Consider the following 22,153-nt stretch of genomic DNA (forward strand, 5'->3'; position numbering starts at 1 on the left):
CAAGGCAGATTACTGAAACTCGGTGATCTGCCTTTATTTTTTGTGTGATTGCATGGCATCCAGAATGAGATGAATCCCTGTGTGTGGATCAATGTTCAGCGCTGTGCAGTACCAGACATATTCCACCACATCCAGCCGCCGTTCTCCTTGCTCCACTTTTTGTACATATGAATGTGGCTTAGCCATGCGTGAGGCCAGTTCACGCATGGTCAATTGTTGCATTGTGCGCTGCTGTTTAAGCCAGTGGCACAAAATGTTCATTTCATCGGTATGAATACTACTTGTCATTGTACCTATTTATGGTAAATTAACTCAATTACCCAAAATAGGTACAAATCTAATGTCGGGTTGGGCATAAAAAAATCTGAAGTTGCGACATAGATCAATAAAAATTTACACAGGCTGAGGGGGATTGAATGTTAGGCAGTCGCTATAAAAAACCGCCATTACCGCAAGTTTTCTTGGAGGGCAAAGTGAGCGCGAGAACAGGAACAATGGTATGGCGGACATGAATTGCAACAATGATATACAACATTGGGCCCAAGCGTTGCTAACAGAGGAGTCTACCCCAAAGCTGTTGTCTTTAGCGCCGCAACCCCTTGATCCTGAGATATTTCCCCCAGAAGTGGTGCCTGCAACATTGGCAAATCTATTTCATTATTTGATCCGTAATGAAAAAGGGCAATGTGAAGCTAGACTAGTGCCAGTCATTCAATGCCTGTTTAAGCATTATCCTGATGCACAGCAGAAGCTGGTTCAACGCATACTTCAGTCAAGTTCCAGCATGCGATTGCAACATATTGGCCCGCAATTATTGAGTATTTCACATCTACTCGATCAGCAGGCGCATTGCTGGTTAATTCAGCAGACCCTGAGTCTGATGTTTTTCCGACAATGGTCAGATGAACAGGTGCGTGATGTGCTGAAGCATTTATCACAAGCATTACAGATTGATTCAGTACACATGCAGCGGATTATTGCCGGAATGAAAGACATCCATTGATTAGGCTATGTGTATGGACTAGAACCTGATCAAAACCATTAGGCCACGGTTCTACTTTCGATCATTTGCATGATCATGCTATGCGCAATACTGCCTTTGAATGGAATTTCTGGTAGCTGATCGAATTTAAAGAATTGTGCATCACTGATTTCTTCAAGCTGCAGCTGGATATCCCCCGATTCATATTCAGCATGAAAGGCAATCATCAGGTTGCTTGGAAATGGCCAAGGCTGACTGGACATATAGCGAATATTTTTCAGTTTCAGTCCGACCTCTTCAAAAGCCTCACGTTGTACGGCTTCTTCCAAGGTTTCGCCGACTTCAACAAAGCCTGCGATCAGTCCATACATATTGCTTTTATTGTGCGCTGATTTAGCCAGCAGCACTTCATTGTCACCTTTGGTGATAATCGTGATGATACACGGCTGAACACGTGGATATTGATGATAAGCGCAAGCAGGACAGACCATGGCATATTCTTTAGCATGCACTTCGGTTGCATGACCACAGTGGCTACAGAACTTGTGGTTACGTCGCCATTCCAGTAATTGCACGGCGCGACTGGCTTGCAAAAAATCACTGCTTGACCAGCTTTGAATGAGTTCCCGAATTGGAATCAGTTGATAGCCTTCTGGAATGGCTTCATCTTCCAGAAGATCACGTGCGATGACTTGATCATTCTGGTGGATGGGGAGGTCACTTGCCAACTTTTCAACCTTAGGCAGTTGAAAGTTTTCGTCTACTAAAAGTTTCTGGTGTTGAAAAATATAAGCAAGTGATAATTGAGTCATTATGCGGCTTTAGATTGTAATTGCTGACTGTTCGATAATGCCACATCAAACATAGATTGCAAGACGGGTTGCTTGTTCTTCAAGTTATCCACCAGTAAATCCAGACCGGCAACAACATTTAAAACACAATTAATTTCGTCCGCAGAGAAGGCCTGATGTTGATCCAGACGATGCTGGGCAAATTGTGCAGCTCCGATTAAGGCATTTTGTTGCGCCGAACTTCCAAGGAACAGGGCAGCACCCGCAAGCTCTTTCAAATAGCCTGGCAAAGCTTCCAGACTATGGGAGGCCGGGTCTTGAACATACAAGCTTAACGTTTGTGTCAAGGTTTCCACCAGTGTTTTGGTTTCAGTCAATAAGGCCTGATGCGCTTCATCTAAACGATCCAGCGAGATCTGCATGTTATTGACCCGTAACTGTAAACGACTTGAGGTGTAATTCCGTTCCAGAATACCAATTGAGTTCATCGATGCCAGAATGCTGTTCATGAGCTGTTGTACTGAAGTTGCATCGGTTAAGGTATTTGGCAAACTCAGTTTTTCCGCCTGCTGGGTTAATTCTCTTGCGGCCTCGTTGAGATTCAATACCTTGAAAACATTGCAAAGCTGCGTCAACTTTTGCTGAATTTCCTGCGTCTTTTCAGGCGACATATTCTGATGGTTGTATTCAATTTCATTACGGATTTGCACCATCTCATTGGTCATTAACTGGCTAATGGTATGTACCGTTTCATAGTCAGGACCGTATAAATGGCGGCTCAGCACCTGAAGCTGGGTATCGCTGAGTAACTCATCACCAATATTTAACTGTTCGCGAATATGTTCAGAAATCTCATCTTCCTGACTGATACAGATACATAAAATATCGGCCAGATCAGCAATGCTATTTTTGAAAGCATGGGGTTGTGCCAGAAATTGACCGATATTGGTTTCGATCTGGATGAGGGTGCGTAAACGTGCTTCGGTAATCGAAAGCTCATCAATGTGACCTAAACCAACATTGACCAGTTGCCAGTACTGCTGGCTAGGTTGGCCCGATGCTAAACCAGCAAGATAAACACCCACTAATTTAATGCCTTGCAGGTCAAGTGCTGTTTCAGATTGTTTGATCAGTTTGTTCAGGCAAAGCTTATATAACTGATGAATATATTGCGATTGCTCCAGCGTAGGTGCCTGCGGCAAATTAAAACTTGGGGTAATCAATTCCAGCAATGGCTGAACGGTCTGACCTTCTTTGGTAAGCGGTCTACCTAATGCTTTTTCCAGACGATTGAGTGTGTCCAGCAAGAACTGTGGCACTTTCACTTCGCGCAGGCAGATAAACTCAATATAACGCTTCAGCATGGTGGTGCCTTCACTGAGGGCAACCACATCACTGGTCTGAACCTGTTGCGGTTGGGCCATGATTTTACGCATCAGCTCAGCAGAATATTGAGTAATTTGTGATAAGTGAGGCATATCAATCAGAGCAAGTACTTGAGTACATTGTTCAAACTGGTTGAGTGCATCATCAATCCCGAAGGGTAAGGCTTGTTCTTCGGCAAGGGTATTGACGGCTGTTTCTACCAATTTAATCGAATTATCGATCTCATTTTTTATTATTAATAATGCCGTTGGGTCGAAGTGAATCGAGGTTTGGTAAGACATATGACCTACACCTTTCCTGAGTTGTTATATCCATGGGCCTTCTGAAAAAGAAGGCCTGATTCTTTAAGAGTTAATATAACGTAAGTTTTAAAACTTGAAATACAAAAAGTTACATTGAGCAGTAAATTTATTTTGCGAAAAGGCAAGGTTCGCCATGTTTTTGCTCGAATTGTTTGACCCAGGTCTCATGTTCATTTAACTCATGTTCAGAAGGCTCGATCACAGGTAAATCGACTTCCACGCGTTGACGGGTGGTTTTATTCTGATTTTGTTCGGTCTGGGACAGGGCATCCATATCAAAAGAGACCTGCCCGCCGGTCATGGCAAGGTACACATCTGCCAGAATCTCAGCATCGAGTAACGCACCGTGGAAAGTACGATCGCGTGCCGGAATTTCGTAACGGCGTACCAACGCATCCAGAGAGTTCTTTTGTCCAGGATGCTTGTTTTTGGCCATTGCCAAGGTATCGGTGACGTCGCAGACTTCTGAAAGTGCAGGTAATCCCGTGCGTTTGAACTCCATATCCAGGAAGTTCATATCGAAGGTAGCGTTATGCGCAATAATTTCAGCGCCCTTCAGGTAAGCAAATAGAACGTCGGCAATTTCGGCGTACTTCGGCTTGTCCTTCAGAAAGTCATCACTAATACCATGGACATTTTCAGAGTCACCAACCGGTTTTTCCGGATTGATATAAATATGAATCGAGCTACCGGTCAGTTTACGGTTGATCATCTCAATCGCACCCACCTCGATAATCCGGTCGCCATCCTGAAAGTAAAAACCGGTGGTCTCGGTATCCAGAATCAGTTGACGGGGGCCTTGCAGCTTTAATTTTGCTTCAGTGACCACAATCTGTGGATGTTGACTGGAAACTGGTGCCGAGGATGTCTCTTCTGAAGTTTCAATTTCATCTGCAACATCATCTTCAGTGTCTTCGATCATCTCAACATCATCCGCTTCTGCATCCATATCCAAGCCAAAAGGATCATTTAAGAGCCAGTCAGCTTCAGGCTTTTTTGTATCAGCGTTAGCCTGCGTTGCATTTTTTAATTGTTGAGCCGTCTGTTCTGCGCCTAAATTTGCCAGCTGATCTGCCATTTCATTGCCTTCATGGCCGGCATGTCCCTTGATCCAGTTCCACTCGATGTTTCGATTGGCACAGACAGCATCCAGTTTTTGCCATAAATCCGGATTTTTAACATCTTTCCAGTTTTTCTTTTTCCAGCCATGAATCCATTCGGTGATGCCTTGTTTGACATAGTTGGAGTCTGTCCAGATAATCAGATGGGCATCTACCGGGCAAAAGGAAACGCCTTCAATTGCCGCTTGCAGTTCCATGCGGTTGTTGGTTGTTAACGCTTCACCGCCACAAAGCTTGTGTTCACCTTGTTCGGTAATGACATACGCACCCCAACCACCGAGACCTGGGTTTCCTTTGCATGCGCCATCAACATAAAGCGTGATTGTTTGTGACATATCTGAACCTGAACAATAAAATAAGCAGCGTGAAAAATCTGAGTTTTAGAATCCGAAAATGAAAGCTAATCTTCAATTGCGGATTAAGCAAATGAACCAGAACCCAGATTTTTACTTGAGTTCAGATCATTTGAGAATTTTAGCATCCCCATGCCCGAAGGGGTATTGTAAAGCCAAATTCTGTTTTTGAACGTTACAAAACTCATCTTTTTAAATTTCTTGTAACATTTCCATGCAAATCACGTTAAATTATTACCTTGTCTAAGTGACATGCTTTAATACAATGGCAAATCTAAAGTAAAACTAGCGTGAGTTGACTGGAAGTTTTTATGTATAAATCGGGCAAATTGATGTCGCAAACATCTGCAACATCATTATTCAAAATCACTGTACTCACTTCTGCTCTAGCCGCGTTGGGAATTACCACGGGTTGTTCTTCAACACCTCAATCAGGGAAAACCTCATCTTCTAAACAGGTCGGTTCAGGCTATCTGGACGCAAGCAGTTTAGATTCACTGGAAGACTTGCTTTCTGCAACCGATATGCGTGCTGTGGAAGGGGATCGTTTACTGGTGTTAAAACACGGTGATGTGTGGAAACGCATGACGGTCGGTTTCAAGATGGACCTGAATCATTGGGATTCCCGTATTGAAGCACAACGTAGTTGGTTTATTTCACGTCAACCTTACCTAGACCGTTTGAGCGCCCGTGCCAGTCGTTATTTATATCATACGGTCAAAGAAGCAGAACGTCGCGGTATGCCGACCGAGCTAGCTTTACTTCCGATTATTGAAAGTTCTTACGATCCGGCAGCGACCAGTAGTGCTGCGGCTGCAGGTTTATGGCAGTTTATTCCAAGTACGGGACGTATTTATGGTTTGCAACAAACCAGCCTGTATGATGGTCGCCGTGACGTTGTAGAGTCAACCCGTGCTGCCTATGAGTTTTTTGGAAGCTTATATAACCAGTTTGGTTCATGGGAACTTGCGCTGGCTGCTTATAATGCTGGCCCAGGCCGTATTCAGCAGGCGATTAACCGTAACCGTGCCGCTGGCCTGCCAACCGATTACTGGTCCTTAAAACTGCCGCAAGAAACCATGAACTATGTACCGCGTTTCTTGGCAGTAGCCCAAATTATTAAAAATCCGGGGGCGTATGGTGTGAGTTTACCGCCGATTGCCAACCGTCCTCACTTCCGTGAAGTCAGTTTGTCAGCACCACTCGAGTTAAACCAGATCGCTTCGATTACCGGTTTGAGTCGTGCCGAATTATATGCATTGAACCCGGGCTATCGTGGCGAAATGGTTGATCCAATGAGCCCGATGCGAATTTTAATCCCAGCGGATTTGAGCCCATCAATTGATGCCAAGCTACGTTCAGGCAAATCAGGTTCAGGTGGTTTCTGGGCCAGCAATAAAACACCACCGCCAATGGCAAACAGTTCGTCGAGTACATCGACCACTATTCGAACTACAACCAGCACGCCACAAAACGTAAGCCCGTCGACCAAGACACCACCTAATTTGACGGCTAGCAATAGCACGCGTACCACCACGTCAAGCATTCCAAAGTCAAAGGTCAATACGCCTAGAGGATCGGATGCGCTGGCTTCATTTGCAGCCGCCGCAGATGTGCCAAGTGCACCACGTATTCCTGTGGCAATTACGCCTGCTGCAAATGTCAAACCTGTGAAAACAGAGCCACCAATTTCACTGAAAGAGCGTGAGCAAATCACGGCTGCGATCAAGGAAGAGGGCAAGAAGGAAACCGTTGCTCAGGCTTTAGAGCCACAAGCCACTCAGGCTGAACGGGATCAGGTGGTTGCAGAAATTAAGGCAATTGCGCCGAAAGGGACCGAGATTGTCGATCCATTTGATGGCAAAATCAAATTAACTGCGATTCAAACCAGCCAATCGGTTGCAGATGAAAAAGGGCAAGAAGTCAGTAAGGGCTTTGCGTATCCAAAGAATTTGCTTGAAGACAGTGCCACGGCAAATAGCGAAGATGCTAAACGTAACCAGGGCAAGCCTTATATCAAGACCGATACTGACGTTGTGGTGACCGCACCGAAGGGTAAACGCAGTACCTATGTGGTACAACCTGGGGATACCTTAGCGGTTATTGCCCAGAAAAATGGTGTGAACTGGCGTGATATTGCACAATGGAACCAGATTGATCCAAACGGAACTTTATTTGTTGGCGCAAGTTTGTATTTATACAATGCCAAACCACAAGCGGAAGCACCGAAAGCCGCAGAGAAACCCGACAGCTATGTGGTGCAATCAGGCGATAGCTTAACCAATCTGGCTTCACGTTTTGATTTAAGCCTGAAGCAGCTCGCCGATTACAATAACCTGTCAGTGACAGATGGCTTATTCGTTGGTCAACGACTTACATTGCTTGAGCCTAAAAATAATGCACGTACGACTCAGCAAAGCGCCCGTAATAACGAAAGCAAAGCGTCTGCTACAGCCAAGGTCGCGACAAAATCTTATACGGTTAAGCGTGGCGAATACTTGAAACTGATTGCTGATCGTTATGCGCTGTCAAATCAGGAGCTGGCGTCTTTAACCTCGGGCTTAACTGCGGGCAGCAGTTTATTTGTGGGACAGAAAATCAATGTTCCATTACATGAAGTTTCGCAAATAGAAGAAGCTGCCGAGCCGACTAAAAACACGGTTAAATATGAAAATGTAACGGCATCGTCCAGTTATAAAACTGAAAACTATACCGTGCAACGGGGTGATACCTTATCCAGTATTGCGACCAAGTCAAAAATCAGCTTGAGTGAACTGGCCGAACTTAATAATTTAAAGGCAAATAGCGGTGTCCGTTTAGGCCAAAGTTTAAAGATTCCAGCTGGTTCAACCGTGCCTGACCAGTATGTGGTTCAGTCGGGTGATAGCCTGAATGCGATTGCTGCCAAATATAACCTGCAATTGAGCTATGTGGCTGATCTGAATGGTCTGGAACGAACTGCGGGCGTACGTGTAGGTCAACGCTTGAAATTAACAGGCGATGTTCCTGCAAAAACAGTGACTAGCAGCAATACAAAGTCAAGAGAAGACAGTACACCAGAAGTCTACACCGTCAAGTCGGGTGACACCTTAGGCAATATTGCCAACCGTTATAATTTACAGCTGGATTATGTGGCAGGCCTAAATGGTTTAACCCGTAGCAGTAACGTGCGTATCGGTCAACGTTTGAAACTCACGGGAGATGCGCCTAAGGCTGAAGCAGCAAGCGTAGACACGGCGAAAACAGCACCTAAAGCTGCAGCACCAGGCCGCAACACCGAGCGCTATAGTGTAAAAGCAGGCGAGTCACTGAACAGTATTGCCAATCGTTTTGGTATGTCGGGCCGTGAGTTGGCAGATTTAAATAATCTGAAAGCCAATACCAGTCTGCAACGTGGACAAAATATCTTGGTACCGAAAACCATTGCCGAGTACAAAGTTAAACGTGGCGATACGCTGATTGGTTTAGCAAGTCGTTATGGTATGGAAACCAATGCATTGGCAGAAATGAATGACTTAACCCCAAGTACTCAGTTACGCATTGGTGATGTGATTAAAGTGCCTAGCCTGTAATTCAGCATGACTTCATTGCTTTGCATAAAAAGGCTTAGTCTATGCTATGGACTAAGCCTTTTTGCTCCGCTTTCATTTGCTGCCATCCACACCACCCCTTATTTGGCCATGCATGTGCAGCCTAAATATGCCCAGCTCAAGGCAATGCCTTATGCCAATCCCAATGCGCCCAAAGGTGGAGTGCTGAGTCAGTCCAGTCTGGGAACCTTTGATAATTTAAATAGCATGAATGGCAAGGGCAGTTCCACCGAAGGGGTGAATTACCTGTTTGATAGCCTGATGGATCGTTCGCTGGATGAACCTCGGGTAATGTATCCCTTACTGGCAGAAAAGGTCAGTTATGATCCGGATCATTTACAGTCGATCATCTTCCATCTAAATCCCAAAGCCCGTTTTAATAATGGGCAGCCGTTAACGGCAGAAGACGTCAAATTTACCTTTGACACCTACCAAACCAAAGCCAATCTTGGCTTTCAAATGTATTTGTCTGATCTGGCCAGAACAGAAGTGTTGTCTCGGCATCAGGTGAAATTCATTTTTAAATCTAGACATAATGTCGAAATGCCCCTGATCGTTGCGAGCTTACCGATCTATTCAAAACTGGACTGGAAAAATAAAGATTTTAGCCGTGTCACGCTGCATCCCATAGTCGGCTCCGGGCCTTATATGGTGGAACGTATTGATGCTGGACGCAGTATTACCTATAAACGCAGTCCGAACTATTGGGCCAAAGATTTAGCTGTGAATAAAGGCCGTTATAATTTTGATCGATTGAAATATGTCTATTACCGAAATTTAGAGGTCAGTTTTGAAGGCTTTAAATCACGGCAATTTAATTTATACGAAGAAAAAAATATCCGGAATTGGGTCACCTCCTATCATTTCCCGGCTGCGAAAGCAGGCTTGGTGAAAAAGTACAAAGCACGTTTAGCCACACCGCTTGATATTCAGAGTCTGGTATTTAATATCCGTCGCGCGCCTTTAAATGACATTCATCTACGTCAGGCATTGACCTATGCCTATGATTTTGAATGGCAGAATAAAGCGTTGTTTTTTAATCAAAATCAGCGATTGCAAAGTTATTTTGACAATACCGATCTGGCTGCCACAGGTCGTCCCAGTGCTGCGGAGTTGAAAGTATTGCAGCCCTATCTGGCACAACTGAATCCGTTGATGCAACAAGGGGTATTGGCAGACTGGCGCTATCCGGTTTCCGATGCCAGTGGCTTTAATCGGAACAATTTATTGATCGCGCAAAAGCTCTTAAAAGCTGCGGGTTATGTGATTCGTGACGGAAAATTATATGATCGCACCGGCAAAGCCATTCAAATTGAACTGTTGATGCAGCAGGAAAATCCGCAACGTGAGCTGATGCCTTTTGTACGGAACCTGAAAAGACTCGGAATTCAGGTTAATCTGAGACAGGTCGATGTTCCTCAGTACATGGAACGGATTCGTCGTCAGGATTTTGATATGATGGTATTGAAATTGCCACAGACCTTAACGCCAGGTAAAGAGCAGGCCCAATTCTGGGGGAGTGCAGCAGCAGATGAAGCGGGTAACTATAACTATTCAGGGATTAAAAATCCTGTCATTGATCAGATGATTGAAAAAATTGTTAGGGCCAAAACACGTGAAGAAGTTGTGCTCTATACCCGTGTGCTTGATCGTTTGTTACGTGCAGGTTATTACCAGATTCTGACCTATGGAAAACCTGAACGCTGGTTTGCCTATTGGGATATTTATCAGCAACCGTCCGTGAAGCCAAAGCTTTCTGTGGGATGGGAATATTGGTGGGTGGATGCAGATCAGACTAAGAAACAGGGGCAGTCTATACAAAAGCATTAATTAGCATGCTTTTGACTAGCGTTTGATGAAGTTGTTAGATTAATATGGCGGTGTCTTACCGAGTTCTCATCTTAATTTCAGGATAAGCTTTCAGCTGGATTGACTTTGGTTTCGCCTCATAACAAGTTACGCTGCTATAATCGCAGCTCACCACAAAACCTGTTTACTTATTGGACCTCTTTTATTATTTCGCAACAACATGATCTTGTTTAAACCACGCAGCTTGTGGATGACATTTCCGCGTGTTTTATCTCATGTTAGATTTCATAAAAACTGAGTAAATTAATGAATAAGGGTTCGATTTCAATGATGCACTATATTCTAAAAAGAATGTTGTTGATGATCCCGACATTATTTTTGATTTTATTGATTAATTTTTTGATTGTACAAATTGCGCCTGGCGGGCCGGTTGAACAGGCGATTCAGCACATTCAAAATGCACAAGGTTTAGGTGCAGGAGCAAGCGGACAGACGAGTTTGGCGAATCTGGCACAATATCAGGGTGCACGGGGTTTAAGCCCCGAAATGATCGAAAAGATTAAAGCCCAGTATGGCTTTGATCGTCCTGTTGCAGAACGCTTCTGGCTGATGCTGAAGGGCTATATGCATCTGGATTTTGGCACCAGCTTTTTTAAAGATAAACCTGTCACGCAACTGCTCTATGAAAAGCTGCCTGTGACCTTGTCTTTGGGGTTGTGGAGTACTTTCCTGATTTATCTGATTGCCATTCCACTCGGGATTAAAAAAGCAAAAAATAATGGCTTGCTGTTTGATCAATCCACATCGTTATTATTGGCGGTCAGTTATGCCATTCCATCATTTGTTTTTGCCATTTTATTGATTGTTTTTTTTGCAGGTGGCAGTTATTTGCAATGGTTTCCATTGCAAGGGCTGGTGTCTGAAAATTTCTCCCAGTTAAGCTTTCTGGCAAAAATCAAAGATTATCTGTGGCACATGTGTTTGCCGATTTTGAGTATGCTGCTCGGTAGCTTTGCCGCACGAACTTACCTGACAAAATATGCATTTGTAGAAGAGCTGAACAAGCCTTATGTATTAACGGCCCGAGCGAAAGGATTAAGTGAAAATCAGGTGCTGTATGGACATGTCTTTCGTAATGCCATTCTGATTGTAGTTGCTGCTTTGCCAGAAACGCTGGTGGGGATTTTCTTTGTCGGTAATTTATTTATCGAGATCATTTTTAATCTGGATGGGATCGGATTATTAGGCTTTGAGGCAATTACCCAACGTGATTATCCGGTTATTTTTGGCACTTTATTTTTATTTACCCTATTCGGCATGCTTTTACGTTTACTGGGTGATTTACTTTATCAGCTCATCGATCCGCGAATTGATTTTGAATCAAGAGGTGGACAATGATGCCACCGTTGATGCAAGCGCGATTGGAACGCTTCCGGCAAAATAAGCTGGGTTTTCGGTGCCTGATCCTGTTCTTGATTATTTTCGGACTGTCTTTGCTGGCGGAACTGATTGCCAACGATAAACCTTTGCTGGTGCGTTATCAGCAGTCATTTTATTTTCCGATTCTGAAAGATTATCCGGAAACCACCTTTGGTGGGGAGTTTGAAACAGCTACGGATTATCAAGACCCCGTGGTCAAGCAGTTGATACAGGTGCAGGGCTGGATGATTTCTCCACCGGTGGCTTTTTCCTATCAATCCCCGAATCTTTCCCTTGCTGTACCCGTGCCTTCTGCCCCAAGCGCACAGAACTGGCTTGGCACCGATGATCAGGGACGGGATGTATTTGCCCGAATCCTGTATGGTCTGCGGGTTTCGTTGCTGTTCGGATTTGCACTCACACTCTGTTCTGCGGTGCTCGGCATGATGGTGGGGGCAATACAGGGCTACTATGGTGGCTGGGTTGACTTGATTGGACAACGCATTCTGGAAGTGTGGGGTGGCTTACCGATGCTTTTCATTGTGATGATTCTGGTCAGTATGTTTAGTCCGAGTGTGTATTGGCTGTTTGTGATCATGCTGCTGTTTGGCTGGACCGAGCTTGTAGGATTGGTACGTGCCGAATTTCTACGTGCCCGCAATCTGGATTATGTTCGTGCAGCGCAAGCCTTGGGTGTCAGTCAGCATAAGATTATCTTTAAACACATTTTACCCAATGCGATGAGTTCTAGCCTGTCACAAATTCCCTTTATGCTCACGGCCAATATTATTGCCTTAACTGCACTGGATTTTTTGGGTTATGGCTTGCCACCGGATGCGGCTTCGCTCGGCGAATTATTATTACAAGGGAAAAATAATCTGGATGCACCGTGGCTGGCATTGTCGGGCTTCTTTAGCTTGGCGATGGTTTTGTCTTTGCTGATTTATATTGGGGAGGCGGCACGTGATGCATTTGACCCAAGACGATAAGTTGCCTCTAAATCAACCTTTACTCAACGTACAGCAGCTCAGTATTGCTCATGGTTCAGAAACGCTGCTTGAGCAGGTCAGTTTTAAAATTTACCCTACACAGACGCTTGCCATCGTGGGGGAAAGTGGTTCAGGTAAATCCATTACTGCGTTGGCATTGTTGGGGTTATTGCCGAATAGCTTGCAAGTGACAGGAGTCGTTCAATTTCAGGGTCAGGACATACTGAAACTGAGCCAACCGCAGTTGCAGCACATACGTGGCAAAAAAATTGCCATGATTTTTCAGGAGCCGATGACGGCATTGAATCCTTTGCATAGCGTGGAAAAAATGCTTGGCGAAAGCCTGCTTTTAAAGGGTGAGACAAGAGCTGCGCTACGACTGCACACACTAGGCTTATTACATGAGGTGGGTCTGCCAGAAGCAGAACACATTTTAAAGCGTTATCCTCATGAATTGTCTGGCGGTCAACGTCAACGCGTGATGATTGCCATGGCTTTGGCTTTAGAGCCCGAGATCTTAATTGCAGATGAGCCAACCACGGCTTTAGATGTGGTGTTACAGGCACAGGTCTTGAGCTTATTAAAAAAACTACAGCAACAACGCCAGATGGCAATGATTTTGATTAGCCATGATCTTGGTCTTGTTCAGCAATATGCAGATCATGTGCTGGTGCTGAACCAAGGGCGTGTAGAAGAGCAGGGCGGTAGCACGGAAATCTTTAGCTGTCCTCAGACCGTCTATACACAAAATTTATTGAATCAAGATTTTGGGCAAGCTTTGACCTTACAAGCGACTGAGCCTGTGCTTGAACTCAAACAGGTCACAGTAAAATATCCCTTAAAACGAGGTTTATTGAACCGGATTCAGTCTTATAAAATTGCCGCTGAATCCATCAACTTCCGGCTCATGCAAGGTGAGGCGCTAGGCATTGTCGGGGAAAGTGGTTCAGGCAAATCTTCGATTGCCTTGGCAATCGCCCGTTTACTTGCCAGTACAGGTGAAATCAGTTTTCAGAGCCAAGACCTGAACCACCTTAAACAGAAACAGCTTCGACCGGTTCGTCGTAACTTGCAAATTGTCTTTCAGGATCCTTTGAGTAGTTTAAATCCGCGAATGACGGTTGGGCAGAGTATTGCCGAAGGACTTGAATTACAGTCTATGTCCCCACAACAATGCGCTGCAAAAATTGCAGAAGTTTTACTCAAGGTTGAATTGTCGCCAGAGGATAAACATAAATATCCACATCAGCTTTCGGGCGGGCAACGGCAGAGGGTCGCACTGGCACGTGCGCTGGTGGTACAGCCGAAACTGATTATTCTGGATGAACCTACTTCAGCGCTGGATCGATCTACCCAGCTTGCCATCATTCAATTATTGCGGCGTTTGCAACAGCAAGAGCAGATCAGTTATCTGTTCATTAGTCATGACTTGCAAGTCATAAAAGCCTTGTGTCAGCAAGTGCTGGTGATGCATGCAGGGAAAGCCTTGGAATATCAAGCAACCGAGACCTTATTTGCCCATCCTCAAACTGAATACACCCGTCAACTCATTGCTGCCAGCCAATATGAGCATTGTAAATAAACTGACATGTGATATTGTCAATTTGTCGGAACAACTATTGACAGCCATAATAATCAGATTAAATTAGAGTAAACACTCTAATTAAAGCAGAGGATGACCATGAGTCAGATTGCAGACAGTATCCAGATACGCAATACCACATTTAAGAATCGCATCATTAAAGGGGCAATGAGTGAAGCGCTTGCCAATGATGCAGGACAACCCAATGATGTGCTGATTGGATTATATGAAGCCTGGGCGAAAGGTGGTTTAGGCTGTGCCATTACAGGCAATGTGATGGTCAATATCGGGGCCAAGAATGAACCAGGTGTGGTGGCAATTGAAAGCGAACGTGATCTGGAAAAGTTAAAGCAATGGGCTGCCGTGGGTAAAAAACACGGAATGGTGCAATTGATTCAACTGTCACATCCTGGTCGCCAGTGTCCTAAAGGTTTAAATAAAGAAACGGTTGCACCTTCGGCTGTGCCTTTTAGCCCTGTATTGGCAACCATGTTTGGCACGCCACGTGAGCTGACGCATGCAGAAATTCTGGATATTATCCAGCGATTTGCAACTGCTGCTGCAGTGTGTGAAAAGGCGGGTTTTGAAGGGGTACAATTCCATGGCGCACATGGCTATTTGATCAGCCAGTTTTTATCACCTTTAACCAATAAACGTACTGATCAATGGGGTGGTTCCATCGAGAACCGGATGCGTTTCTTACTGGAAATCTACAAGGCCGTACGCGCAGTTACCTCTGAAAACTTCATCATTTCGGTCAAATTAAATTCCGCTGATTTCCAGCGTGGTGGAATTACCGAAGAAGATGTAATTACCGTATTTAAGGCAATTGATGCAGCTGGCGTTGATATCATTGAAATCTCTGGCGGTACCTATGAGGCACCTGCGATGGCGGGTGCAAAGGCAGAAAAACGCAAAGCCAGCACCATTGCCCGTGAAGCCTATTTCTTGGAATTTGCCGAAAAGATCCGTGAGCATGTGTCATGTAAGCTGATGGTAACTGGTGGCTTCCGTACCGTGGAAGGCATGAATGCTGCATTGCAAAGTGGCGCATGTGATTTTATTGGAATTGCGCGTCCATTGGCGGTTGAAGTTGATTTACCTGAACGTTTAATCGCAGGACATGATGTCCGTTATGCGGTGAATCAGATTAAAACTGGAATTCCATTTGTCGATAAAATGGCCATCATGGAAATCATCTGGTATGCAGCACAATTTAAGGCGATTGGACAAGGCAAAAAACCAAATCCAAAACTATCGCCGCTATTGGTATTTTTGAATTATGCCAAAGGAAATATCAAGGCGGTGGTAAAAGGGCGTGTCAATTCGCGTAAGTCAGCGTAATTTATGTCAGGGCTCTTCGGAGTCCTTTTTATTATTCATAAATAATACCGTAGTAGAATTCTTTTAATAATTAAATTTAGAATGTTCTTTTTATTAAAGGGGAGATATTTATGATGTGGATCATTATTTTAATTGTTGTATTTGCAATGGTGGCTTTAGTTTTAGGGAATGCGAAGAAAGAAAAGAAAGGCGGGGCGCGTAATCCGATTAAGGGTAAACGTATTCTAACAATGAATGAACAACCAACTTTCTTCAGATTAAGAGAAGCATTACCAGAGCATATTATTTTGGCGCAGGTTTCATTTAGCGCATTTATGACAGCTCAGGGCTACGCTACCAGGAATTTATTTAACCGTAAAGTTGCTGATTTTGTTGTATTGGATAAACAATTCAATATTGTAGCTATTGTTGAACTTGATGACTCATCCCATAAAGGGAAAGAAGATAAAGATGCGGATAGAGATAGTTTAATTATTGAAGCAGGATATCGAATCATTCGCTATCAAAGAACACCTGATATAGATCAAGTTAAAAAAGATTTCGGAATAACTTCTATAGCAACCACAACAATTGAATCTGAAACACTAGAGAAGACTGCTCTAGTCTCTGAGGCTTTTATTTTTGAAACTGAATCACATGAACAAAAAGTACTTTGATTATTGTAGAAAATATTTTAATTAAATAAAAAAGCCACTGTCTTAAGATGCAGTGGCTTTTTCAAATTTGGCGTCCCTACGGGGATTCGAACCCCGGTTACCGCCGTGAAAGGGCGATGTCCTAGGCCTCTAGACGATAGGGACTTCTTGAGGTGGGTGTATATTAGGGCTCTGTCACCAAAGTGTCAAGAAGGTGAGGAGACAGTTTGTTCAAAATATAGCAAAACAGTTCAGCCGTTTTCTGGGTATCGTATAACGCGGAGTGCGCTTCTTTACCATCAAACTCGATTCCAGCCTGAATACAGGCACGTGCCAACACGGTTTGTCCGAACATGACTGCACTTAGCGTCACCGTATCAAAGACTGAAAAGCTATGGAACGGATTCTGGTTCTTCGTTCCAGAACGCGCAATCGCAGCTTGCAGGAAACCTAAATCGAAGTGTGCATTATGACCCACCAACACAGCATGAGTACAATGTTGTGCTTTGCGGACTTCATTTAAAGATTTGAAAATACGGCGTAAAGCAGTACGTTCATCTTCAGCCATGGCGATACGCATTGGGTTAGAAGGGTCAATACCAATGAAATCCAGCGAGCGGCGATCCAGGTTGGCACCTTCGAACGGATTGATATGCGCTTGAAACGATGGGCCCGGTACAAATTGACCGTTTTCATCGTAAACAATTGGAATACACGCGATTTCAAGCAGTGCATCGGTTTGTGAGTTAAAACCTGCTGTTTCGACATCGACGACAACAGGCAAAAATCCACGAAAACGCTGACCAATCACAGGCGCTTTGTTTTCTTCTTGTGTCACACTTTTCTCCATTGCAGCGTTTTGCCTGCATGAAGTGGAATAATTTTTTGATCTTCAAGATAATCAAAAGACTCGGCAACCGTATTTTCTTCTTTCACCAAGGTGATGGTTGAAGTATTACGTGGTAAACCATAGAAATCAGCACCAAACATGCTGGCAAAACCTTCCAGACGTTCCAGCTTGCCGACCTGGTCAAATGCCTGTGCATACAGCTCAATGGCATTGGGTGCACTATAGCAGCCTGCACAGCCACATGCATTCTCTTTGGCATTTTGCGCATGCGGTGCGCTGTCTGTGCCGAGGAAGAATTTTGGATTACCGCTGGTCGCCACTTCTAATAACGTGGTTTGGTGAGTTTGACGTTTTAAAATTGGCAAACAGTAGAAGTGCGGTTTAACACCGCCGACCAACATGTCATTACGGTTAAACAGTAAATGTTGCGGGGTAATTGTTGCAGCAACATTGCGATCCTGTTCAAGCACAAAATTAGCCGCATCGCTTGTTGTAATATGTTCTAGCACGACTTTTAATTGCGGGAATTGCTTGAGCAATGGTGACAGGACTTCATCCAGAAATCTTTTTTCACGATCAAAAATATCGACGTGATTATGGGTTACTTCACCATGGAGCAATAAAGGAACCTGATGTTCCTCAAGTTGTTCAATCACGCCATATACCTTACGGATATCACTGACACCATTATCCGAGTTGGTGGTTGCACCGGCAGGATAGAGCTTGATTGCATTGACGAATTCAGATTCTTTGATTTTACGAACTTCATCCGGAGAGGTGTGATCGGTAAAATAAAGTACCATACGTGGATCAAAATTCAGGCCTTCCGGTACATGAGCCAGAATACGCTCACGGTATGCCAAAGCTTCTTCGACAGTTTTAACGGGTGGAACAAGATTCGGCATACAAATTGCGCGGGCAAATTGTTTGGCTAAATCAGGGACAGTACGTTTTAAAGCTAAACCATCACGCAGATGAGCGTGCCAATCATCGGGTTGTAAAAGTGTAAGAGTATTCAAGGTCTACTTCAAACTTAAAAATAATACAAATAATAATGCATAAACCGCGAAAATGGTAACTACAATTACGGATAAGTGGTTAAGCAAAGCACATGACAAAATGAGAAATTGTGTTATTTTTATGCGGCACAAGAACAGTGCATTATAAAAAGAGTCGTCGGGATGGATAAGCAATATGATCTTGATCAATTAAGGAGGTCAAAAGAAGATCTAGAGCAGCTTGTTGCCCAACATGTCCAGTCCAAAAATGCCCATCAAACTTTACCCCAAAATCTGGAAAATGAATTCTGGAACTTTAATATCGACCGGACCCGGATGAATGCCATTCAATTTTTCGGTCAGGGCGTCATTACCTATACGATTTTCGTATTACTGATTTTACCCACCAATTTTATTGTAATTCGCAACAGTGAAAATTTTGTTCTAGATTTTATTTATAGCATCCTCAGCCTGATTGTGGTCGGTACTGCGCTGTTCCTGTTTTGGGCCGTGTCCCGTTTTAAACAACTAAGTTCCTTATTCTATCCAGCTGTTTGTGTGATTGTTTTTCTGACCATCGTATTGACCTCGTTGTTAATGATGAGTGTCTCCAATGTGGTCTTGCAAAATCAGGCAATGGTGCTGGTGGCATTCCTGTACATGTTAGGTTTTATCCTGAGTGGCATTCGACCGGTACATATGCTGTGGATTGGTTCTTTTGCTGCCTTGAGCATTGTTGTATTTCTATATGTATTGAATATTCCCTGTGATTTTCTCATGATCGGCAGGACCCTGATTGGCAGTTTATTATTGGGTTTTTCAATTAGTGTGATGCTGACCTCCAAAGAGAGAAAAATCTTTATCAAGTCAAAAATTTCGGAAATTGATGAGCAGATTTTACGCCTACAGGCCTCTGAACTGTTACATCTCAGTCAGCATGATGAACTGACCAATGTTTCAAACCGCCGTACTTTTGAGGAAATGTGCACTTATTATTATCAGCAGGCCTGTATAGAACATACCGCCTTGTCGGTGCTGTTTATCGATATTGATTATTTTAAAAACTATAATGATTTTTATGGTCACCAAATGGGGGATCAGGTCATTTCTGAAATTGCCAAAACGATCAAAGGCTCGATTCGGCATATGGACTTTGTAGCGCGTTATGGTGGCGAAGAATTTGTGGTGTTGCTTCCTGAAACCTCAGCTCAAGGGGCCTATGCGGTGGCGACCAATATCTATCGCGCGATTGATCGCTTAATGATCCCGCATCAAAAATCGATGGTTTCTCATTATGTCACCATCAGTTTGGGGATTACGGTGTTTAACGGCAATGCAAAAATCAGTCAGGAAATGCTGATCCATACCGCTGATAAAGCGTTATACCGTGCTAAGCAACTGGGACGTAACCAGATTTACTATCAGCCATTACCGGTCGTAGAAGAAAATATTTAGACCATAAAAAAACCGGATATCAAGGCGATATCCGGTTTTTATCTAGAACAATTCTGAATTATTCCAAGAATTTTACAGTCACGCCTGAACGTACTTTGGCGCCCAAATCATTGGCATCCCAGTTGGTCAAACGGATACAGCCATGTGATGCAGTCTTAGAAATTAAAGACGGATTAGGCGTACCATGGATACCAAACGATTTCTTGCTCAAACCGATCCAGATATTGCCGACTGGCGCATTTGGACCTGGTGGTAGAGAAAGCGGTTTAAGGTTTTTACCTTGTACAAAGTTTGATGGTGAGTAGCTATACCAAGGGTTTTTCGCTACGCCCACTACTTTATAGGTACCTGCCGGAGAAGGCGTATCAGTACTGCCAATTGTTGCAGGAAATGAAGCAATCATCTGGTTATTGCTGTTGAATAAATACAGTTGACGTGCACCTTTATGCGCCACGATCAGATGAATATCTTCAGGCAAGTCATTGCGGACATTGGCCACAATAATTTTTTCACCCGGTTTTTTAAAGGTTGCAGTAGGATTTAGCTTCTTCAAGAAAGCCTCGTCCATGTGGAATTTTTCACCCAGCATTTCTGTCACACGGGTGTAGTACAAGCCTTTCATTTTCGCCTGTAAGGCATAGTCTGATGGGATTGAATCCGCATACGGGCCTTTAAAGTCCGCTTCGGTCAGCGTGTATTCCACATAAGCAGGTTTGGTTTGCTTGGCAACCAGCGCATCCCAGGTTTCTTTGGTTAATTGACCTGTAGGGGTAATACCGTTCATTTGCTGGAATGAAGCAATCGCTTTTAAGGTATTTTTACCATTTGAACCATCAATAGCACCCGGTGAAGCATGTGCATTGTTGAGCATGACGTGCGCACGGGCATAGGCTGGAAGCTGGCCTTTAGGTAAACTTTCAGGCCATTCAGCATTATTCATGCTATCCAGGGTCCATGAAACCTTCGCCGCAGGAGCAGCAGTCGTGGTGCTTGAGTCAGGTGTATTTTCTAATTTTTGCGAAACAGCTGAAGCAGCGCCAGTATTCACCTGAGGTTCAGATGCGGCTTGGGCGACGACACTCGAAGCGGGTTGAGCTGCAACAGCTGAAGCAGGGCGCTCAATGGCGAGAGGATCAATCGGATCTTGTACTGAACCAGCAATTTTTTTGGGATTTAATGGTTGCTCAGTTGTTGGAGCAGCAAAAGCAACATTAGCAAGAATACAACTTAAACTCATAGCGAGTAATGAGCGAACAAACATGTAATTCAACCTTATGAATTATTCATATTGAGATATAAGATATTGCAAGTATTACAGAAAATGAGCGCGCTTGCAGTAGCAGTTTTGTGTCAAAGCGAAAATTTATTTTAAGCCTGAAATTTTGTATGGCATTCAAATTATAAATTCCAGGCTAACTTTGTTATCATGCGCGATATATGAAAATTTAGAGATTGGTAATGACAACGTTGAAAAATGATCGTTTTTTACGAGCTTTATTACGTGAACCTGTAGACACCACACCTGTATGGATGATGCGTCAAGCAGGACGTTATTTACCAGAATATCGGGAAACACGTGCGCAGGCCGGTGATTTCCTTTCTTTATGCAAGAATACTGAATTTGCTTGTGAAGTGACGTTACAGCCATTGCGTCGTTATGAACTTGATGCGGCGATTTTATTTTCGGATATTTTAACGGTTCCTGATGCGCTGGGTTTAGGCTTATATTTTGAAACTGGGGAAGGTCCAAAGTTTCATAAAACAGTACGTACTGAACAAGACGTTGCCAATCTGCCTAAACTCAATGCCAAGTCAGATTTGGCCTATGTCATGAATGCAGTTTCGACCATTCGTTCTGCTTTAGGCGGTCAGGTGCCGTTAATCGGTTTTTCTGGCAGTCCCTGGACTTTAGCGACTTATATGATTGAAGGCGGTTCAAGCAAAGAATTCCGTTTTACCAAGAATATGATGTATGCGCAGCCAGAAGTTTTGCACGCATTACTGGATCATCTGGCAGATTCAGTGATTGATTATCTCAATGCACAGATCGATGCCGGTGCTCAGGCAATCCAGATTTTTGACAGCTGGGGCGGTGCACTGGCGCATAGGGAATATGTTGAGTTTTCCTTGAGCTATATGAGCAAAATCATTGCTGGGCTACAGCGAGAAAAAGACGGTCGCCGTATTCCGATTATTGTTTTCACCAAAGGTGGCGGGCAGTGGCTGGAAAATATGCTGACTACGGGTGCAGATGCATTTGGACTGGACTGGACCACACCGCTTTACACGGCACGTGATGTTATTGCAGGACGTGCTGCCTTACAAGGTAACTTAGATCCGGCGGTACTTTACGGTTCAGCGGCTTCAATTGAGAAATCGGTCAAAGCCATGCTGGATGATGCTTATGCCAATGGCGAGAAAACAGGGTATATCGCCAATCTGGGGCATGGTATTACCCAGTGGGTTGATCCGGCACGTCCGAAGATTTTTGTGGATACCGTACATGAATACAGTGCGAAATATCTAGGCTGATATTGAACAGATATT

17 protein-coding genes and 1 tRNA gene are annotated in these 22,153 nt (G+C 44.0%); 10 read left to right on the top strand and 8 right to left on the bottom strand.

All coding sequences use genetic code 11. The features are described from left to right. Positions 1-33: 33 nt before the first annotated feature. A complete protein-coding gene (locus MSG93_RS11645; protein WP_005288014.1) occupies positions 34-288 on the bottom strand; it encodes a helix-turn-helix domain-containing protein in 255 nt (84 codons plus the stop codon). Between the two features lie 211 nt (positions 289-499). Between MSG93_RS11645 and MSG93_RS11650 the strand changes: the two genes are divergently transcribed. Continuing rightward, positions 500-1,003, top strand: coding sequence for a hypothetical protein (locus MSG93_RS11650; RefSeq protein ID WP_324621963.1), 504 nt, complete (start codon positions 500-502; stop codon positions 1,001-1,003). A gap of 38 nt (positions 1,004-1,041) precedes the next feature. Here the strand turns inward: MSG93_RS11650 and nudC are convergent, their stop codons facing one another. The 3 genes from nudC to dnaQ form a co-directional block, all read right to left on the bottom strand. Next, a complete protein-coding gene (nudC, locus tag MSG93_RS11655; RefSeq protein WP_324621965.1) occupies positions 1,042-1,794 on the bottom strand; it encodes an NAD(+) diphosphatase in 753 nt (250 codons plus the stop codon). After that, positions 1,794-3,440 carry a hypothetical protein gene (locus tag MSG93_RS11660; RefSeq protein ID WP_005288005.1) on the bottom strand — a complete coding sequence of 549 codons (1,647 nt, stop codon included), beginning with the start codon at positions 3,438-3,440 and terminating at the stop codon, positions 1,794-1,796. Before MSG93_RS11660 ends, nudC begins: the two co-directional genes overlap by 1 nt. Before the next feature lie 127 nt (positions 3,441-3,567). Continuing rightward, the gene (dnaQ, locus tag MSG93_RS11665; RefSeq protein WP_005288002.1) at positions 3,568-4,917 is read right to left on the bottom strand and encodes a DNA polymerase III subunit epsilon; all 1,350 of its coding nucleotides are present in this window, start codon (positions 4,915-4,917) and stop codon (positions 3,568-3,570) included. Positions 4,918-5,246: 329 nt separating this feature from the next. Here dnaQ and MSG93_RS11670 point away from each other — a divergent pair, with 329 nt between their 5' ends. The 7 genes from MSG93_RS11670 (at position 5,247) to MSG93_RS11700 (ending at position 16,324) form a co-directional block, all read left to right on the top strand. Continuing rightward, complete coding sequence (locus MSG93_RS11670) at positions 5,247-8,507, top strand: lytic transglycosylase (RefSeq protein ID WP_324621967.1); 3,261 nt, start codon at positions 5,247-5,249, stop codon at positions 8,505-8,507. A gap of 6 nt (positions 8,508-8,513) precedes the next feature. Further along, a complete protein-coding gene (locus MSG93_RS11675; RefSeq protein WP_324621968.1) occupies positions 8,514-10,355 on the top strand; it encodes an extracellular solute-binding protein in 1,842 nt (613 codons plus the stop codon). 306 nt (positions 10,356-10,661) lie between these two features. Next, positions 10,662-11,732, top strand: coding sequence for a microcin C ABC transporter permease YejB (gene yejB / locus MSG93_RS11680; protein ID WP_324621969.1), 1,071 nt, complete (start codon positions 10,662-10,664; stop codon positions 11,730-11,732). Beyond that, positions 11,732-12,742, top strand: coding sequence for an ABC transporter permease (locus MSG93_RS11685; RefSeq protein WP_324622107.1), 1,011 nt, complete (start codon positions 11,732-11,734; stop codon positions 12,740-12,742). Before yejB ends, MSG93_RS11685 begins: the two co-directional genes overlap by 1 nt. Beyond that, positions 12,720-14,324 (top strand): dipeptide ABC transporter ATP-binding protein, encoded by a 1,605-nt coding sequence (locus MSG93_RS11690; protein WP_324622108.1) that lies wholly within the window; start codon positions 12,720-12,722, stop codon positions 14,322-14,324. The genes MSG93_RS11685 and MSG93_RS11690 overlap by 23 nt, the downstream gene beginning before the upstream one ends. 99 nt (positions 14,325-14,423) lie before the next feature. Further along, the gene (locus tag MSG93_RS11695; RefSeq protein WP_005231675.1) at positions 14,424-15,668 is read left to right on the top strand and encodes an NADH:flavin oxidoreductase/NADH oxidase family protein; all 1,245 of its coding nucleotides are present in this window, start codon (positions 14,424-14,426) and stop codon (positions 15,666-15,668) included. A gap of 110 nt (positions 15,669-15,778) precedes the next feature. Next, on the top strand, positions 15,779-16,324 hold the full coding sequence (locus MSG93_RS11700) for a DUF2726 domain-containing protein (RefSeq protein ID WP_324621971.1): 546 nt from the start codon (positions 15,779-15,781) through the stop codon (positions 16,322-16,324). Between the two features lie 68 nt (positions 16,325-16,392). On the opposite strand, the gene MSG93_RS11705 is transcribed toward MSG93_RS11700, so the two are convergent. The 3 genes from MSG93_RS11705 to pyrC all read right to left on the bottom strand — a co-directional run bounded on the left by MSG93_RS11705 (position 16,393) and on the right by pyrC (position 18,172). Further along, a tRNA-Glu gene (locus MSG93_RS11705) sits at positions 16,393-16,468 on the bottom strand. Positions 16,469-16,487: 19 nt separating this feature from the next. After that, positions 16,488-17,153, bottom strand: coding sequence for a ribonuclease T (rnt, locus tag MSG93_RS11710; RefSeq protein WP_032871505.1), 666 nt, complete (start codon positions 17,151-17,153; stop codon positions 16,488-16,490). Beyond that, positions 17,138-18,172, bottom strand: coding sequence for a dihydroorotase (pyrC, locus tag MSG93_RS11715; protein WP_004773730.1), 1,035 nt, complete (start codon positions 18,170-18,172; stop codon positions 17,138-17,140). The genes rnt and pyrC overlap by 16 nt, the downstream gene beginning before the upstream one ends. 162 nt (positions 18,173-18,334) lie before the next feature. Between pyrC and MSG93_RS11720 the strand changes: the two genes are divergently transcribed. After that, positions 18,335-19,606, top strand: a complete 1,272-nt coding sequence (locus MSG93_RS11720; RefSeq protein WP_324621973.1) for a diguanylate cyclase — start codon at positions 18,335-18,337, stop codon at positions 19,604-19,606. 58 nt (positions 19,607-19,664) lie between these two features. Here MSG93_RS11720 and MSG93_RS11725 read toward each other — a convergent pair whose 3' ends face one another. Beyond that, positions 19,665-20,867 (bottom strand): L,D-transpeptidase family protein, encoded by a 1,203-nt coding sequence (locus MSG93_RS11725; RefSeq protein WP_005231671.1) that lies wholly within the window; start codon positions 20,865-20,867, stop codon positions 19,665-19,667. A 197-nt stretch (positions 20,868-21,064) separates the two neighbouring features. Here MSG93_RS11725 and hemE point away from each other — a divergent pair, with 197 nt between their 5' ends. Beyond that, positions 21,065-22,138, top strand: coding sequence for a uroporphyrinogen decarboxylase (gene hemE / locus MSG93_RS11730; RefSeq protein WP_324621974.1), 1,074 nt, complete (start codon positions 21,065-21,067; stop codon positions 22,136-22,138). Positions 22,139-22,153 lie beyond the last annotated feature (15 nt).

It is taken from the genome of Acinetobacter sp. IK40, assembly GCF_035615075.1.
Lineage (GTDB): Bacteria > Pseudomonadota > Gammaproteobacteria > Pseudomonadales > Moraxellaceae > Acinetobacter > Acinetobacter courvalinii.

Bases quoted from the DNA above. Each gene is read 5' to 3' on its own strand.
- MSG93_RS11645 (WP_005288014.1), bottom strand. From the start codon at position 288: ATGACAAGTAGTATTCATACCGATGAAATGAACATTTTGTGCCACTGG.
- MSG93_RS11650 (WP_324621963.1), top strand. From the start codon at position 500: ATGGCGGACATGAATTGCAACAATGATATACAACATTGGGCCCAAGCG.
- nudC (WP_324621965.1), bottom strand. From the start codon at position 1,794: ATGACTCAATTATCACTTGCTTATATTTTTCAACACCAGAAACTTTTA.
- MSG93_RS11660 (WP_005288005.1), bottom strand. From the start codon at position 3,440: ATGTCTTACCAAACCTCGATTCACTTCGACCCAACGGCATTATTAATA.
- dnaQ (WP_005288002.1), bottom strand. From the start codon at position 4,917: ATGTCACAAACAATCACGCTTTATGTTGATGGCGCATGCAAAGGAAAC.
- MSG93_RS11670 (WP_324621967.1), top strand. From the start codon at position 5,247: ATGTATAAATCGGGCAAATTGATGTCGCAAACATCTGCAACATCATTA.
- MSG93_RS11675 (WP_324621968.1), top strand. From the start codon at position 8,514: ATGACTTCATTGCTTTGCATAAAAAGGCTTAGTCTATGCTATGGACTA.
- yejB (WP_324621969.1), top strand. From the start codon at position 10,662: ATGATGCACTATATTCTAAAAAGAATGTTGTTGATGATCCCGACATTA.
- MSG93_RS11685 (WP_324622107.1), top strand. From the start codon at position 11,732: ATGCCACCGTTGATGCAAGCGCGATTGGAACGCTTCCGGCAAAATAAG.
- MSG93_RS11690 (WP_324622108.1), top strand. From the start codon at position 12,720: ATGCATTTGACCCAAGACGATAAGTTGCCTCTAAATCAACCTTTACTC.
- MSG93_RS11695 (WP_005231675.1), top strand. From the start codon at position 14,424: ATGAGTCAGATTGCAGACAGTATCCAGATACGCAATACCACATTTAAG.
- MSG93_RS11700 (WP_324621971.1), top strand. From the start codon at position 15,779: ATGATGTGGATCATTATTTTAATTGTTGTATTTGCAATGGTGGCTTTA.
- rnt (WP_032871505.1), bottom strand. From the start codon at position 17,153: ATGGAGAAAAGTGTGACACAAGAAGAAAACAAAGCGCCTGTGATTGGT.
- MSG93_RS11720 (WP_324621973.1), top strand. From the start codon at position 18,335: ATGGATAAGCAATATGATCTTGATCAATTAAGGAGGTCAAAAGAAGAT.
- MSG93_RS11725 (WP_005231671.1), bottom strand. From the start codon at position 20,867: ATGTTTGTTCGCTCATTACTCGCTATGAGTTTAAGTTGTATTCTTGCT.
- hemE (WP_324621974.1), top strand. From the start codon at position 21,065: ATGACAACGTTGAAAAATGATCGTTTTTTACGAGCTTTATTACGTGAA.